The organism is Alkalicoccus daliensis, assembly GCF_900103955.1.
Taxonomy (GTDB): Bacteria; Bacillota; Bacilli; order Bacillales; family Salisediminibacteriaceae; genus Alkalicoccus; species Alkalicoccus daliensis.
In genome coordinates, this window is sequence record NZ_FNIL01000001.1 from 44,498 (window position 1) to 60,818 (window position 16,321).

Here is a 16,321-nt window from a genome sequence, read left to right on the forward strand (position 1 = left end):
TCTAATTATCTTGTATTACAAGGTATAAAAGCAGTATAATTCTATTTGCCTTGTAATACAAGGGTAAGATAAAAAACAACCGGCAGAATTTAATTTCTGCCGGTTGTTTTTTATCTAGATATGATCTTATTCATCTGCAATATCAGTAATTCTTCCTTCTACGCTGTAATCTACTTCTCCGAGGTCTGCCATGTAGTCACGCAGCATCTCCCAGTCAGTAAATCCGACAATCGACACGCGGTCATCCTCAAAAATATTTGAGAAAACATCATAGCCATCGCCGCCAGCTGCTGTGAAATTATTCATCGCAATTGTATACATTTCGCTGTCCTGAGCGATTTCTTCTCCATCCACAATAATTGATTCCACACGGTCGCCGGGCTCTTCTGTACTGTCAAATGTTACTTCAGTCCCTTCGGAAATCTGCAGAAATCCACCGTTTTCCTCAGGATAGTTTGAGAAACTATGTTCAAATGCTTCGTACAGTTCTTCTCCTGTAATTTCCATCAGGGAGAGACGGTTTCCGAATGGCTGTACCGTAATTAATTCTCCTACCGTCACGTCCCCAGCAGCGATCGGTGCACGGATGCCTCCGCCGTTCTGCACTGCCATCAATACTTCGTCACTGGCAGTTAATGCAGCATCGAGCTGCGCATCAGCAATTAAATTCCCAAGCGCAGTTTCGTTCGCACGTACACTTACGTTGCTGTCAGCTCCTAAACGGGGGTTAGGAAGTTCATTTACCACATAAGACCCAGCAGGCTGATTCTGCAGTTCTTCTACTGCTTCCGTATAAGGCTCCAGCATTTCTGCAGCAGTTGGATCTGCTTCATAATCTTCAGCAGCCAGCAGTTCTCCAGCGTAGTCCACGACTCTGCCTTGAGAATCAAACGTAAGGTTCATCACACCCAGGAATTTACCGTATTCATTTGCCTGTCCGATAATTGTGGGGTCCTTCGGCGCACCGTCAGCATTTGTATCTATAATTACCGGCTCTTCCAAAGTAGTATGACTGTGTCCGCCGATGATCGCATCAATTCCTTCGACATTGGCAGCAAGCAGAAGGTCGCTGCCAATAGCAGGGCTGCTGTCATAGCCTAAGTGTGTGAGGGCTACAATCTTATCGATACCCTGTGCTTCAAAATCTGCCACGGCCTGCTCGGCAGCTGCTAAGTAATTAGAAAAAGTAACATTCATAGGGCTGGAGATGTTTACTGTATTCTCTGTATCTAAGCCGAAGATACCAATTTGTTCTCCGTCCTGTTCCAGAATAATACCGTCATAAATATTTCCCGCCTGCGGGTCATTGGAAATGCCGCCCTGGTTCAGGTGGTCAAACCCACTGTCTCCGGAAAAATCAATATTTGCAGCAACAATCGGAAAATCTGCTGCTTCAAAAAATTCCACTAGCTCGGGGTGTCCTTCGTCAGGATCTCCTAAATCAAATTCGTGGTTCCCTGGAACAAAAGCGTCATAACCCATATAATTCATAAATTCTACAGCATCCTGGCCGCGAAATTCGTTAAAGTAAAGCGTTCCGGAAAAGATATCCCCCGCGTCCAGCAGAAGGCCTTCTCCGTATGTATCCTGAGCTTCGTTGTACGCAGAAACAAGCTGAGGATAAGCATCAGTCCGGCCATGGTTATCATTCGTGTGAAAAATGTTTAAATCAAATGTATCGTGATCGAATGCCAGTTCCGTATCTCCAACTGTAAGCGTCCCAGTCTGACCATCTAAATCTTCATGAGTAACAGTAACTTCAGAACGATTTCCCGAAGTGACTTCAACTTCCAAGTCGCCGGCATTAATCTGATTGCCGTCTGTATCAGTGAATTCTACGTCAACAATTCGTTCCAGCGGCTGGCCTGCAGGGAAAGTCTTGTCAAAAGAGACAGAAAACGATGATGAATCAATAATAGAAGTGTCTTCCACTGACCTTTTGGGACCATTGCCTTTGCCAGGTCCATCTGCTGCAACGGTTCCGGTAGCTGCGAGAATTCCGACGGCCAAGAGTCCTGCTGTACTGCGTTTAAACTTCATGTAATAAAGCCTCCTCATAATTTTTGTGGTCTTTCGTAACCAATACTATGGGAATTTTTAGAAAGCTTCAATTAAAATATAAGGGGAAAAGAAGGAAAGCATCTAAAGAAGGAGAGAGGGTAGTAAAGTGTATCTAATTGTGAAAAACGCCGGCAGAAAAAAGAAACAGGAAAAAGGATAAATGTGTTATTAATGTATATCATCATAGTGAACAAAGATTTTCAGAGAACCTTTATTAAAAGGTAATTAGCAAAAGTTAAAAAGCTGCTTTATTTAAAAAGCAGCTCAGTAATATTTAAAGCAATATGGCGGGGGTGCATTCATTTCTTTACTGCAGGACGTAACAGGTGAACATCCCTGCTTTCAAAAAATTTTCTTTGTAAGGCAGGAACCTTATATTTTTACCAGCAGAGTAATTTACCTTAAGGAGGCTTTTCTTAAAAGCTGCTTACTTAAGTAAATACATGCCATCCCTGCTAAAAGAAATACTAATAGGCTGAGCAGAATTTCTCCACTGCGCACATGCATAATCCATTCAAATAAATGTTCATGAATGTAGGGGACAGGCAGGGACACCAATACTGCAGCTCCCGCTAAGTATAATGGTAATTTCCCAAAGCGCACGTGCAGAGATGCAAAAAATACCATTAAACAACCAATAAATATACTTGAAATAAGATCCAGTACGAGCGAATGGAAAATATTCAAAGAATCACTCGCTGCCCAGGATATGAGAGAAATCGGCTGAATGGCAGCAATATTTTCAGCAAGGGTACTGAAGAATACGGTAAATAAGAAATGAAGCCCTGTCATTAAAAAGGAAAGACCTGCTACAAGAACAGCTGCAGCAAAAATGAGTTGTTTTCTGCTTGCACCAAGCTGAAGGACATAGTGGAGATCACTATTTACTGCTTTAAAGCTGTAGATCGCGACCCAGACAAGTGCCGGAATATAGCTGACAAAATAAAATTGATCTATATTCCATAGTGTAGCCAATGTGTAGGAAGCGATAAGAATTAACAGCCATATGGACCAGAAAATGCGGAGAGACTTACCGAGCTCGTTCATCTGAACTTTCAGGATAGACTGGTAAATGTTCATTGTACTTCTCCTTCTTTCATTCGATCTGTGTAATGAATATAAAAATCCTGCAGAGAAACTTTTTCTGTCTGAAGATCTTTTGGTACAGGAGGAACGTTATCTGAAGGAAATAAAACAACGGCTGTAGTATCATCGAAAAATACAGAGGTGTGTAACACGTCACCGCTTTCTGCATAACCTTTTACTTTTTTATCTGCTCCCCGGATACGTAGGACCCGCTCGTTCAGCGAACTGATCTTTTCTTCAAAAACTTTTTCTCCCTCTTTCAGAATACACACAGACTCAAACAAATTTTCAGTTTCATCAATAAAGTGAGTGGAAAATAAAATTGTCCGCGGGTGCTCCATAAAATCTTCCAGAAGCACTTGGTAAATATGCTTTCTTGCTCCCGCATCCATGCCGATATAGGGCTCATCAAATATTGTCAGCGCAGCACGGCTGGCAATACCAATAATCATATTTAAAGCGGAGGACATACCTTTAGACAGCTCCTTGAGCCTGCGTTTCTTCGGAAGCTGAAACTGGCCCAGCAGTTCTTCAGCAAGCTCCTGCTCCCAATCAGGATAAAAGGGGCGCACTATTTTTATTACATCCCCTACAGTGAGAGTCGGTTTAAAATTATCGCTTTCCTGAATAAAGCAGATATCGGATAAAATTTTCCTGTTTTCAAATGGGGAAGCCCCGTTTACTTTAACGATTCCGGCATCAATGGAGGTAAGGCCTGCAAGAATCTGCATCATAGTTGTTTTACCGGCACCATTAGGGCCCAGCACTGCATATATACCAGGTGCAGAAATTTCCCAGCTGAACTCTTTTAATATGGATGTACCCTGCTTTATTTTTGTTACTTTTTCGCACTGAATGATCATGTTATATCCCTCCATCAATCATTTTTTTCACTTCTTCGACAGAAATGTCTAGCTGTTCTGCTTCTTCCAGCATTGGAAGTATAAATTCTTCATAAAATAACTGCTGCCGCTCCGCAACAAGTTTTTTTCTGGCTCCTGAAGCTACAAACATCCCGACACCCCGCTTTTTGTAAAGTATTCCTTTATCGACAAGCCGATTAATTCCTTTTGCTGCAGTAGCAGGATTAATTTGATAATGTTTGGCAAACTGGTTCGTACTTGGCACCTGATCATCGGTCGTTAGTTTTCCGCTGACAATATTATCGGAGATTCGTTTTTCGACTTGATGAAAGATGGGACTGCCGTCTTGAAAAGCGCCGTTCATAGGCAACCTCCTTGGTTAGTTACTTATGTAATTAACCGTATAACTAAATAATGGAATTGTCAATCTGTTTTTTGAAATTCAGCTGCAGTTCTCCTGCCGGGGGTAGTTCCTCCGCTTCCTTCGAGGTACAAGAAAAAGCAGAATTCACAGGCATTTCTTTCTTTTATCAACATTTAAGCCTTATATTAGAGGATGTGTTTTTTTATGAAATCTGAAGATGAATAATTTTAATTTTGTAGCTTTTTCAAAAATATAGTAAATTTAAAGTGCGGCATTTATGGAAAGCAGCCTTCAGGAGAAGCTGCGAATAACAGCCGTTGCAGAATAGAAGGAAAAGCCCTTCAGTCAGAAATATAATGCGTTTTAAGATGAGAGTGGGAGAGGAGTTTTTAGATTGAAGAAAAAGTTCATGCTTTTTTCAGCAGCGGCTGTTCTTCTTACCGGATGCAGTGACTGGGAAGAGGAAAGCACCAGCATCAGGTTTTCACACCCAGATGTGGATCCTTACGGGGAAACATTTCGGCAGCTGAATCTGGGCTATCCCATGGTGCTCGAATATGAACTTCGTGACCCGGATAATATTATGGTAGAACTGGAGGCGTCTCACTATGCCGAGGGGGAGCTGCAGGAAGTTGTCGGTAGTTTCGGATTCTATGGAGGGAACGAAGAAAATTCTTCTATGGAAGGATTGCTTGGACTTGGGATATTAAATCCGGGGGAAGAGGGAGAAACTTTTGTTACTTTTGCTGATGCAGGAAGCGTAAAAAGTATTTCTGAAACCCCAAGACTTTTATCAGAGGAAGAGGCTGCGGCAACCTGGGCAACTGCTGTAGAAGATGAGCAAACGCTGGAATTGAATATAGGGGAGAAAGAAGTAATCGCCATCTACCGGCAGATAGAAGGGGACAGCTTTTCTACTTACAGCCTCGACGCGGAGTCGGTAGAAGAATTTCTTCAGGAAGATCCTTCTGTCATTCTTTTAACAGCCGAACTGATTGATAACAGCAGCGAAGATTGAATACTGCCACAGCGAAAAAACAATGCAGAAAAATTCGTCGGATTTTTAACTGCTGAATAGTGGCGTTGCCGGGGAGCTGAAATTGAGGCAGCCAGACTCCCGGCGGTAGTTTCCGCTGCATGCTTTTAGAAACGGTATTTTTTATGGCTGCAGCTCTGCCGCTGCTTTTATTGACCCAGTATGTTTCTCTGCAGTGAATTCTATTTTCTTTTCTGCTGCTTTTACGAGTGCAGCAAACAGCCGATGATTAAATGCGTCCTTCTGATAGCTGAATTCCGGGTGCCACTGAACAGCAAGCACAAAACGTTTCTCTGTCATTGCTGCGGCTTCGATAATTCCGTCTTCAGCTTCAGCCTGCGGAGTAAGCTGAGAAGATAGATTTTTAATCGCCTGATGGTGATAGCTGTTTACTAGAATATCTTCCTCTTGAATCAATTGATACAGGAAGTTATCCTTCGGGATATATACACGATGACTCGGCTGATGATAAGGCGGGGACTGCTTATGTACCAGCTTCAGTTCAGTTTTCAGCTGTGTTGGAAGGTCTTGATACAGTGTTCCTCCAAGCAGCGCATTAAACAGCTGAATTGCCCGGCAGATGCCCAGTATCGGTTTATTTAATTCCAGCAGCCGGAAGAAAAGTATTTTCTCCATCTCATCTCTTTCCAGACAGAGAGGCCCGCAGACATCGAGCGGGTCCTCGCCATAGAGTGTGGGGGAAATATCGTGGCCGCCGGTGAAAAGAAACCCATCGTACATTTCAGCCAGCTGGCCGATCACTTCTTTATCTGCAGTAAGCGGGAGCATTACTGGAATACCTCCCGCTTCTTCAATGCCTTTCATATATCCAGGAAGCATCCAATAGCTTTCTTTCTCTTCGTCATAAAGCGGCAGTACGCCAATTACCGGTTTCAGCATAAAAAACCTCTCCCTTCACAATTCACTTTAATAAAATCAAGCGTAGTGATATTTAGATAATCCGTCAAGCTGATGAACAGCAAAGGAGGGAACCAATGAAATTTATTCTTTACACCCTGCTGACTATTGTAATTTTATATTGCATCGCAGCGGGTGCTGCTTATATTTTTAACTTTCAGCTGATCAATGCAGTATTTATTACAGGGCTGCTGGGCTGCTTTTTCACTTACGGCGGATCCGTCTCTGTACTTGGGGAAGGGGCAGCTTCTGCAGGTTCGCTTGGAAATTACGTACCCGGAAAGATCGGGAACAGTTTTATTGGCAGCATCAGTCCATTTTTCTTCGGAGCATTTATTACAGTGCTGTCGACCATGCTTTTACTTCTTTAAGAGAGGTTTAACATTTTCTCGCAATTTTAAAGCCGTTCGTTATTTTTTCAAATCCCTGCTCCGGATAATAACTCATTGCTTCCGGAGCGGAAAGTAATATTAAAGCTGATTCTTCACCAATTCTGCGCTGCACAGCAGCGAGTAGTTCTCTTCCTATACCCTGTCCCTGAAAACTTCGTAAGACAGCAAGATCTGATAAATAACAGCAATAGCTGAAATCTGCCAGTCCTCTTGCAACACCAATTACCTGGTTTTCATAACTGGCTGTTACGAGAATGTTTGCATGGTGGAGCATTTTTTCCAATCTGCGCATATCGGTCCAGGGTCTTTTTATCCCTGAATATTGAAATACATATGCCAGCTCTTCTGCAGACATCTCACCATTTTCCTGATAAGTAATTCCATTTTTTTTATGCATTTCACAAAAACCTCCTTTAATTTCTTTGATTATAGTTAGTATCTGGTATATTTAAAATAATCAGTAGAAGAAAAAATGACCATGCCAGTTGTAAAGGAGCCGAAAGTTACCGTGGATATCTCAATTCTGCTTAACAAAAAATTGGACAGCACGCTGTACATGCAGATTTATTATCATCTGCGGCAGGAAATTAAAACAGGCAGGATTAAGCCGAAAGAAAAACTGCCTTCCAAAAGGAAGCTAGCGGATCAGCTGGGAGTAAGCCAGCATACAGTGGAAACAGCTTATCAGCAGTTAAAGGCTGAGGGGTATGTGGAAAGCCGACCGCGTTCTGGTATCTATGCAGCTGTGCTTCCGGAGGATGAATGGCTGCTGCCTGCACTGCCAGTGGAAGAAGAAAGCCTAATAAGTTCTGGCAGAAACAAAATAGAAATTGATTTTAGTCATGGAAAGGTGGATCTAAGATCTTTCCCCCTGCACTTGTGGAAAAAACTTTCCAATGAAACACTGCAGCAGACATCGGAAGAATTATTTCTGAATGGAGACCCAAAGGGAGAACTTAATCTGAGAGAGGAAATAAAGAAGCACCTCTACCAGTCTCGGGGAGTGGAGTGTACGGCTTCGCAGATAATTATAGGAGCAGGCACACAATATTTAATGCATTTACTTGTTATGCTGTTAGGCCGGAACAAAAATTTTGGAATGGAAAATCCCGGATTTCATCGTACCAGAGGAGTTTTTGAACGGGAAGAAGTAAGCTGGAAACCCATTGCTCTTGATAAGGAAGGCATAATGATTTCAGAGCTGGCAGAAAAACAGATAGAAGCTGTATACATTACTCCTTCCCACCAGTTTCCTTTGGGGCATATTATGCCTGTGAAACGAAGAATAGAACTGCTCCAGTGGGCCCTGCAAAATAACTCTTTTATTATTGAAGATGATTATGATGGGGAGTACCGTTATGCAGGACAATCTATTCCTGCGCTGCAAGGTCTTTATCGGGGAAGAGAGCAGGTAATCTACTTAGGAACATTTTCAAAAACACTGCTTCCCTCTCTTAGAATAAGTTATATGGTGCTGCCGGAAGTCCTTGTTAAAAAATTCGATGAGCAGCTGCTGCTGTATAAGCAGACAGTTTCCCGGCTTCACCAGCACACTTTGTATTTATTTATGAAGCGGGGACACTGGCAGACCCACGTAAATAAAATGAGAACGAATTATCGCAGAAAACAAGAACAGCTCCTGCTGTCAATCGAAGAGCACTTTGGAGAAAGAGTAAAAGTGAAAGGGGAAAAATCCGGCCTGCATATTCTGCTGCAGTTAAAAACAAAGGAGGGAGAAAGAAAGCTGATTGAGCTTGCTGAGAAGCAGGGAGTGAAAGTATATCCTGTATCTATTTATTATGCAGATAGAAACGCGCGTTATTCCGAAGTGCTGTTAGGCTTCGGCGGACTCAGCAAGCAGGAAATTGAAGAAGGAATAATTAGGTTAAAAGCGGCGTGGTACGAATAAAAAGGAGGTATTATGAAAAGAAAAAGTCTCATTGTGATCACACTGTTACTTCTAACGGGACTAGGTGGCACATACTTTGTTTACTATCAGAATAATGCGCTCGTAACAACAGAAATTTCCTACACCTCAGCGGAGCTGCCGGCGTCTTTTGACGATTTTCGCATCGTTCATTTAACTGATTTACATAATAAATCTTTTGGGAACGACCAGGAACGGCTTCTCTCCATGATTCTGCAGGCAGATCCGGATATTATATTTTTTACAGGAGATCTCATTGATCAGGATACGGAAGATATGCATAACAGCATGTTATTAATGCAGGAGCTTGCTGGCCTGGCCCCAACTTATTTTGTTACAGGCAACCATGAATGGTGGTCTGGAAATTACGAGGTACTTGAAGCGCAGTTGAAAGATGCTGGCGTGAATGTATTAAGAAACGAGTCCACAGAAATCATTAAGGAGGAGGAAACGATCCAATTGCTCGGCATAGATGATCCTGCGCAGGGCAGCAGCTACAATACAGAAGCATTACTGGAAGAGCATCTTCACTCTGCAGCGGAGGAAATTGACGAAACAGTTTTTCAGATTCTCCTCTCCCACAGACCGGAAGTTTTCGACATGTATACGGATTATCAGATACAGCTTGTTTTCACTGGCCATGCGCATGGAGGACAGGTGAGGCTTCCATTTATAGGTGCGCTGGCAGCACCGGATCAAGGTTTTTTTCCTGAATATACTGCAGGAACATATACGCAGAATAATACTACTATGGTTGTTAACCGCGGATTAGGAAACAGCGTTATTCCTGTGAGAGTGTTTAACCGCCCTGAAATCATAGTTATGACGCTGCATTCTTCTTCTCAGCAATAGTTTTCTGTGAAATGAGTTTCTTCAAATTTCTGGAGCAGGTAACCTAGTATACTTAAGGCAGAAGAAATACGTTCTGTTTTAAGAAAGGGGAGAGCCGAGATGAAAAAAGTGATAATCATTTACACGAGTATGACAGGGAATACAGAAGAGATTGCTTCACTTTTACAGGAGGAAATAACAGGATGCGAAGTAGTGATGAAAGAAATGGATGAGATGCAGCAGAAGGATTTCGCGTTGTATGATGGGTTTTTAATCGGAACTTATACTGATGGTGATGGAGAACTTCCTTTTGACAGCGAAGAATTTTTTGATCTGTTGGAGAAAGTTCCGTTAGAAGGAAAAGCGGCAGGATGCTTCGGCTCGGGCGACAGCGCCTATAATGAATTTTGCGGGGCGGTGGACTTATTCCAGGCTGAAGTCCTGGAAAAAAATATGAATGCAGTAATACCGCCCTTAAAAATTGAATTGGCCCCGGTGAAGGAAGACAGGGAGAATATTAAACGATTTACTCAAGAATTTTTGCAAAAACTTAATTCCTAAAGCGTAACAGTTATTTTCCTGATACAGCTGCGTATTCATATTTCCTGTTAGGGTCCTGGTATAAAAGGGTATCTGCAAGTAGAAGTATCTTTCTGTAAAGGAGCTCTTTTTATGAATGACGTCTGGGAATTTATAATGACGAATGAGATTGTCTATACATTAACTATAGCTGTCATCGGGGTATTAGTAATTCTATTTATTACAAATATTATGAAAAAAAGTCTCAGCCGCTATGTAAAAGATGATAATAACTGGTATAAAGCAAGAAAAGCAGCGAATATTTTAGGGTTCGTGCTTATTACTGTTTATTTAGCAATCATATACAGTGACATGCTGGGCGGAATTACGGTAGTTTTAAGCGTAGCCAGTGCAGGAATCGCTTTTTCTTTAAGAGAAGTAATTGCAAGTATTGCCGGATGGCTGACGATCCTTGTAGGTGGAATGTTTGGAACGGGCCATAGAGTACAGCTGGGCGGTGTTACAGGAGACGTAATAGATATAGGGGTCCTCAGAACGACGATTATGGAAACAGGGGACTGGGTAAATGCGGATTTATATAATGGGCGGATCGTAAAAATTGCAAACAGCTTCGTATTTACGGAGCCTGTTTATAATTATTCTACAGATTTCCCCTTCCTTTGGGATGAAATTACACTGCCGATTAAATTCGGAAGTGATTATACTTATGTTAGAGAACTGATCCGGAGCACCGCTTTTGAGGAAATAGGAATGTACAGCGGTCAAACGGAAGCTTACTGGGACAGCATGGTAAGAAAATATATTATTGAAGATGCAAAAACTGAACCAATGGTGACCCTGGCTGTCAATGATAACTGGGTTGAATTTACTCTCCGGTATGTAGTGGATTACAAATCCAGAAGATTAACAAAGGACAAGCTTTTTACGAGTATTCTGGAGAAAATTGAACGCCATCCGGAAAAAGCTGGTCTGGCTTCTGCAACATTTGAACTCGTGAATGCACCTCCTGTAGATGTAAATGTAAAAAATAAGTAATAATAAAGCGGCATGCCTTAAATCAGGGCATGCCGCTTGTTTGAGAATATAGAAAGGTTTATCTAAACTGGTGAATTTCTTCCTGTAATCAAGCGGATAATGACAACTACTAGTGCAACAACTAAAAGAATATGAATGAGACCGCCGGCAATTTCAAATGCAAAACCTAAAATCCATAATAAAACGAGAATACCGATTATTGTCCAAAGCATACCTTTCACCTCCTCTCCAGAAAATAAGTACTTCGATTCACTTTTATTCCAACAATTTTGTGAAGCTGATTACTGAATTATTCCCTCTGTTCTAAAAGCTAAACAAATAAAAAACGCCTCATCACTGTGAGGCGCTTTTAAAAGAGGTTATGTTTGTCAGCTGGGAGCAGATGTTTCCAGTGTGGAATCTTTATCATTTTGATTAAAAGATTTGTCGGCTGCCATTAAAATGATTTTTCGGTCAGTTACAAAATCATTGTGCTTTTTCGCTTCTTCTTCGGAGAGGCCCAACTCTTTAAATCGTTCCTTAAAATCGGAAGATTCGTTTGAAGAAGATTCTTTCTGGGAAAATCCGGATTTCAGCTTCTTCCAGAAAGATCCCTCTTCTTTTTGCACAGCAGGTTCTTTTTCTACTTTTACATCTGTCTGTGCTTCGATGAGAGAAGTTTTCTTGTTCCTGTCCGCGATAACTAAAATTTCATCCATTGTATAATTATCATGAGTTAATCGATTGATCGCTTTAATGACTTCTGATTCCGACTCAAATACACCAGTCACTTTTTTACTCATGGTAACTCCTCCTTTTTATTTTAAAAAAAAATGCAAATATAAATAGAGCTGTTTTCATTCGTTCTTAGTTCCACTATTCCCAGTATGACGGAGCTGAAACAACAGTGCAGGCATAATATTAAATAGAAAAATAAAAAAATGTGAAAATTACAAAAATTATAGGAAAGTACTTTTCCAGTGTCATAAAGTGTATTTAAAATAATAGGGGAGAGACTCTTGAGAATAAAGGACTTACACTGACTTCTGACTTAAAAAAATCGTTTATTTTAACACCGGCGTTTGAGGGGCGGCACGAAGCAGGATTGAGTAGGATTTATTATGTGAAATCAAGGGAAAATGTGAAAAGATACTTTTGTTACTTTGTATCTATAAAAAGGAGTCCAGCCCCCAGGTAGAGCATTTTTGCAACTGCCGACGAGAGATTGGAAACGGTAAAAATTACTCTCTCAAATACAATCTTGCCTGCGGCTGTTTTGGAAATGCAGGTTTTTTTCTGCTTACAGCGAATGTAATATTAGGAGAGGTGGAAAGTATGGAAATTAACTTAATTCGGCACGGTAAATCTTTATACAGCGATAAAACTAAAATAAATATGAGGAATTACGAAAACTGGAGCAGAAACTATGACAGCAGCGGCGTCCATGTAGAAAAAAATTATCCGCTGTTAACCATAGAGAAAGTAAAAACTTCAGAATTATTACTAACAAGCAATTTAAAAAGAACGAAAGATTCTGCAGCTTATTTATCCCCGGAGGCTTCTTTTGTTTCAAGTTCTTTATTCAGGGAAACTGAACTGCCTGTTCTGCAGAAGTTTGAATTTCTTAAAATAAAACCAATTTACTGGGACATACTGTTGAGACTGCTTTGGCTGGGAGGCTGCTCCACCAAATGTGAATCGTATAAAGAAGCGAAATACAGAGCGGTTCATGCTGCAGATTCGTTAGTTGAATTTGCAGAGAATTATTCGAAAATTACACTGATAGGCCATGGATTTTTTAATTACCTTATCTCCAAAGAACTTAAAAAGAAAAAGTGGAAAGGGAACAGTAGAATCAGCTTTAAAAATTGGGAGTGCACTACTTATCAATACAAAAATATGGGAAGGTTTAGATAATCTGAAGATATCGATACCAGTGTAGAAAGCGCGGATTTTACTACCAACGATAAAACCATTAATCCAGTTTTGTCCAAGGGAATTTCAGTCCTATCAATTAAGGGATGAGTGGAGTCTGTTCAATTCATTTAAAAAATTATTCAGTAACATTCAGGGAATTTCACTGGAAACAGAGTAAGAAAATGGATAAAGATACTTGCTGTCCTCCTGCTTTTTACGTTACAGTTTAGATGGTCATAGTAGGAGGGATACAGTGAAGAAAATGTTGTTGATCAGTTTCGCTGGAGTGATTGGGTTAAGTGCCGGGGGATGGTACATTTATAATGAACTTGAACAATTTCCTGACGCGCCTGAAACAAAAGCGGTAGAAAACAATGAAGATAAAAGTGGGGCAGAACAGTCTGATGAAAATGCAGATTTTTCAAAAAGAATGACAATGAAAGAGTATAAAGATGAACAGGAGGAGGAAACAAAAGATCCGGTGGACAATGAAGAACAAAGCAGTCTTCCCGAACAATCGGAAGAGGACAGAGTATATTTTATGGAAGGAAAATACTTTGATCTTACACTCTCTGAAGAAGAAAATGAACTTCAATTTCAAGAAGGTAAAGCGGAAGAAGCAGCTGAGGTAATAGCAGAACTGCACAATTCCTTTAATGAAATTGCAGGCTATGGAGGAGCAGAGACGCTACAGTTTAAGGAATATAAAGAAAATGAATATAAGCAGATTCAGGAAGATGCTTCTTATTTAAAAGAAGATTTGGTAGCGCAGTCTCGACTGCTTATAGATCTTGAATTTTTATATCGAATGAACCAATTTGCCGTACATTATGAAGACAGAATGGCAATTAGATATGCACATCGAATTATTCACGACCTTGATATACATATTAATGATAATGGGACAGACACCAGCAAAAAAATCTGGGGCATTACTCAGGCTTTTGGTAGTAAAGAAGGTATTCAAAGAATGCACCGATATATAGAAAATCAATAATCATTAGGAAAAGCCCGGGAGATGATTCTTCCGGGCAGCTGATATTTGAAAAAATGTGACTATGCGGCAGCTTTTTTTGCAGGCGGCACGGCTTCTTTTGCGATAGACAGGTAAATTACCATTACTAAAATAATGGCTGTTCCGAACATCTGATACCACCCAAAAGGAATCTGCAGCCAGAGAACGGCTGTAACAATGGCAGCTAAAGGCTCCATGCTGCCCAAAAGGCTCGTTTCCTGCACATCAAGATATTTTAAACTTTCCAGGAAAAACCAGAAGCCCAGCATAGTGCCAAAAATTATCACAAAGCCTAAATACAGCAGTGTCGTCATACTCCATCCGCTGATATCAAACGGCTGCGGAAGGTGAAAAGCACCGATTGCGGTACCGCCGATCAGCATTGCCCATCCTATCACATAGAGAGATCCCCATTGTTTTAAGAGAGGACCGGCATAAAGTGTGTAAAATGCCAGCGCAACACCTGAGAGAATTCCCCAGAAAATAGATCGGCCTGATACAGCAAGTGTATAAAGGGATCCATCCGTTAACAGTAAAAATGTTCCACTAAGGGCCATTATCACGGCTGATATATTTCTGGCATTCAGTTTTGTTAATTTCCTGACTGTTAAATAGGCCAGCACAAACACTGGAGCAAGATATTGAAGGAGAGTGGCTACGGCTGCATTTCCATAATTGATGGAAGCCATATATGTATATTGCACGCCAAGCATACCTAAAATTCCAAAAGTAATTACTTGAATCCGCGCATTTTTATCTTTCCATATAGCGAAGACAGGAAGCTTTCCCCGGAGGAACGAGGCAAGTATTATCATTAACATTCCCGCCAGCAGCAGTCTCACGGAAACGAGCCACCCTACAGTTATTCCTTCCTCCTGGAATAAATACTGTGAAACTGTCCCCCCGATACCCCAAAATCCAGCGCCGGAGAGGACGAGAAGAAAGCCGAATATTCTTTTTTTATTGTCCGTCATAATTTATCACTCTTTTTCATTAAGCTTTGTTAAAGTCTAAGATTTTATAAGAGTTGTACGACTCAGGTTCGTTGTTGTCTGCCACCGGCTGCAGCTGAATTTCTTATGATAACAATAAACAATAACAGAGACACTCATGCAAAATTTTTGCTCCATGAAGTATGCAAATTAATACTGCTGTGTAACGAAGGAGAGGACGCCCAAAGGACTAGCGCAGTTGGAGAATCCAAGTGGCCTGTGAGAGAAATTAGTCGAGAACAAGCCCTTGGCAAGCCTCTCCGAAAGTGAAGCAGTATGATTACTTCTTTTTAGCAAACTTTTATTTTCAAGGTAGCATGTATTAATTTTTTATATGGAAATCTTATCATGAGGAGGCTTCTTCATAAATAGATATTTGAAAAGGATAAATAATGTTGGCGAGAAAGTATACACTTAAAAGATGCTTCAGTTTTATTCTGAAGCATCTTTCTTAGGAATTATCCGTGATTTTCTTCGTCCGGGTCTTCTTCTCCTTCTCCCATTTCTTCTACTGGATCCATTTCTTCGTAGCTTACGTCATCTGCTGTTACATCATCCAACGTTAACAGACTTTCATCTTCCTCAATCCCCAGTTCATATTCCAAAACATTCATTTCTGTTGATTCCTCTCTGTCTTCTCTGCTTATATTTCTTACTACCCGGACTGGAAAATAAGTTTCTGCATCAAACCAGTATTCAATCGTTTCAGATTCATCCTCAAATATCACATTATGTGCTGTATATCCGTTGACTTCCTCTTCACCGAGGTACTCAGCATCATGCGTTTCCATATAATTTTCTATAAAAGGAGCTTCCCCAGACTCGTGTGTTTCTTCTTCACGATCCTCCGGGCTGATGTCAAGCACGTGGACAGTATCAGTATCTTCTGTATAAAACAGAGTTTCTTCCTCATTCACTACAGAAAATTCTTTTGGCCCATCTTCCATATGAGATTCTCTGCGTTGGAAATGTACGTTGTCTTCCTGAGGAAAAAACCAGAATTCCGTTTCTGCAATTTCTTCCTCAGCATCTCCCTCCTGATCAAAAATGTGTACAGATTCCTCGTGCACATAATAATTTCCACGTTCCTCTTCCGCTAAAATAACGTCATGCAGGAGTGCTTCTAACTCTTCCTCAGTATCTTCTTCCTCTTCCTCGGCATCTTCGTTCTGGTTGTTTTCCTCAAGTGCATTAGTATTCAATGATATTTCTTCATTATTATTCACATTTAAATTATTTTCTTCATTTAGATTATCCTCATTAGAATTATCTTCAGAAGTATCGTCAGAATTACATCCTATTACAAGTGCGGTAATAGCTATAAAACTCGTAAATTGATAAGTTTTTTTCATTTAAAACACTCCA

18 protein-coding genes are annotated in these 16,321 nt (G+C 40.8%); 8 read left to right on the forward strand and 10 right to left on the reverse strand.

All coding sequences use genetic code 11. From position 1 onward, the window contains the following. Positions 1–126 precede the first annotated feature (126 nt). The 4 genes from BLP92_RS00260 to BLP92_RS00275 form a co-directional block, all read right to left on the reverse strand. A complete protein-coding gene (locus BLP92_RS00260) occupies positions 127–2,040 on the reverse strand; it encodes a bifunctional metallophosphatase/5'-nucleotidase (RefSeq protein ID WP_090839431.1) in 1,914 nt (637 codons plus the stop codon). 417 nt (positions 2,041–2,457) lie between these two features. Then, a complete protein-coding gene (locus tag BLP92_RS00265) occupies positions 2,458–3,141 on the reverse strand; it encodes a hypothetical protein (protein WP_090839432.1) in 684 nt (227 codons plus the stop codon). Further along, on the reverse strand, positions 3,138–4,010 hold the full coding sequence (locus BLP92_RS00270) for an ATP-binding cassette domain-containing protein (RefSeq protein ID WP_175444132.1): 873 nt from the start codon (positions 4,008–4,010) through the stop codon (positions 3,138–3,140). The genes BLP92_RS00265 and BLP92_RS00270 overlap by 4 nt, the downstream gene beginning before the upstream one ends. Before the next feature lies 1 nt (position 4,011). Beyond that, positions 4,012–4,374 carry a GntR family transcriptional regulator gene (locus BLP92_RS00275; RefSeq protein ID WP_090839437.1) on the reverse strand — a complete coding sequence of 121 codons (363 nt, stop codon included), beginning with the start codon at positions 4,372–4,374 and terminating at the stop codon, positions 4,012–4,014. 394 nt (positions 4,375–4,768) lie between these two features. Between BLP92_RS00275 and BLP92_RS00280 the strand changes: the two genes are divergently transcribed. Then, positions 4,769–5,392 carry a hypothetical protein gene (locus tag BLP92_RS00280; RefSeq protein WP_090839439.1) on the forward strand — a complete coding sequence of 208 codons (624 nt, stop codon included), beginning with the start codon at positions 4,769–4,771 and terminating at the stop codon, positions 5,390–5,392. 141 nt (positions 5,393–5,533) lie between these two features. Here the strand turns inward: BLP92_RS00280 and BLP92_RS00285 are convergent, their stop codons facing one another. Then, a complete protein-coding gene (locus BLP92_RS00285) occupies positions 5,534–6,310 on the reverse strand; it encodes a gamma-glutamyl-gamma-aminobutyrate hydrolase family protein (RefSeq protein WP_090839441.1) in 777 nt (258 codons plus the stop codon). A 95-nt stretch (positions 6,311–6,405) separates the two neighbouring features. Here BLP92_RS00285 and BLP92_RS00290 point away from each other — a divergent pair, with 95 nt between their 5' ends. Then, positions 6,406–6,699, forward strand: a complete 294-nt coding sequence (locus tag BLP92_RS00290) for a hypothetical protein (RefSeq protein ID WP_090839443.1) — start codon at positions 6,406–6,408, stop codon at positions 6,697–6,699. 7 nt (positions 6,700–6,706) lie between these two features. On the opposite strand, the gene BLP92_RS00295 is transcribed toward BLP92_RS00290, so the two are convergent. After that, positions 6,707–7,117 carry a GNAT family N-acetyltransferase gene (locus BLP92_RS00295; protein ID WP_090839445.1) on the reverse strand — a complete coding sequence of 137 codons (411 nt, stop codon included), beginning with the start codon at positions 7,115–7,117 and terminating at the stop codon, positions 6,707–6,709. A gap of 111 nt (positions 7,118–7,228) precedes the next feature. On the opposite strand from BLP92_RS00295, the gene pdxR reads away from it, so the two are divergent. The 4 genes from pdxR (at position 7,229) to BLP92_RS00315 (ending at position 11,053) form a co-directional block, all read left to right on the forward strand. Next, entirely contained in the window at positions 7,229–8,629 is a 1,401-nt protein-coding gene (gene pdxR, locus BLP92_RS00300) for a MocR-like pyridoxine biosynthesis transcription factor PdxR (protein ID WP_244516643.1), read from the forward strand. A gap of 12 nt (positions 8,630–8,641) precedes the next feature. Beyond that, entirely contained in the window at positions 8,642–9,499 is an 858-nt protein-coding gene (locus BLP92_RS00305; protein ID WP_090839449.1) for a metallophosphoesterase, read from the forward strand. Positions 9,500–9,598: 99 nt separating this feature from the next. Then, complete coding sequence (locus BLP92_RS00310) at positions 9,599–10,039, forward strand: flavodoxin domain-containing protein (protein ID WP_090839451.1); 441 nt, start codon at positions 9,599–9,601, stop codon at positions 10,037–10,039. A 111-nt stretch (positions 10,040–10,150) separates the two neighbouring features. Next, the gene (locus tag BLP92_RS00315; RefSeq protein WP_090839453.1) at positions 10,151–11,053 is read left to right on the forward strand and encodes a mechanosensitive ion channel family protein; all 903 of its coding nucleotides are present in this window, start codon (positions 10,151–10,153) and stop codon (positions 11,051–11,053) included. 62 nt (positions 11,054–11,115) lie between these two features. Here the strand turns inward: BLP92_RS00315 and BLP92_RS17850 are convergent, their stop codons facing one another. Beyond that, positions 11,116–11,265, reverse strand: coding sequence for a lmo0937 family membrane protein (locus BLP92_RS17850; RefSeq protein WP_139148903.1), 150 nt, complete (start codon positions 11,263–11,265; stop codon positions 11,116–11,118). 156 nt (positions 11,266–11,421) lie between these two features. Continuing rightward, entirely contained in the window at positions 11,422–11,835 is a 414-nt protein-coding gene (locus BLP92_RS00320) for a general stress protein (RefSeq protein ID WP_090839455.1), read from the reverse strand. Positions 11,836–12,367: 532 nt separating this feature from the next. Between BLP92_RS00320 and BLP92_RS00325 the strand changes: the two genes are divergently transcribed. Together BLP92_RS00325 and BLP92_RS00330 are read left to right on the forward strand one after the other, a co-directional pair. Further along, positions 12,368–12,949, forward strand: a complete 582-nt coding sequence (locus BLP92_RS00325) for a histidine phosphatase family protein (RefSeq protein ID WP_090839458.1) — start codon at positions 12,368–12,370, stop codon at positions 12,947–12,949. 253 nt (positions 12,950–13,202) lie between these two features. Then, the gene (locus tag BLP92_RS00330) at positions 13,203–13,946 is read left to right on the forward strand and encodes a hypothetical protein (protein WP_090839460.1); all 744 of its coding nucleotides are present in this window, start codon (positions 13,203–13,205) and stop codon (positions 13,944–13,946) included. 59 nt (positions 13,947–14,005) lie between these two features. Here the strand turns inward: BLP92_RS00330 and BLP92_RS00335 are convergent, their stop codons facing one another. Both BLP92_RS00335 and BLP92_RS00340 read right to left on the reverse strand, forming a co-directional pair. After that, complete coding sequence (locus BLP92_RS00335) at positions 14,006–14,938, reverse strand: EamA family transporter (protein WP_090839462.1); 933 nt, start codon at positions 14,936–14,938, stop codon at positions 14,006–14,008. Between the two features lie 476 nt (positions 14,939–15,414). Next, the gene (locus tag BLP92_RS00340; RefSeq protein WP_090839463.1) at positions 15,415–16,308 is read right to left on the reverse strand and encodes a hypothetical protein; all 894 of its coding nucleotides are present in this window, start codon (positions 16,306–16,308) and stop codon (positions 15,415–15,417) included. Between the last annotated feature and the right edge of the window lie 13 nt (positions 16,309–16,321).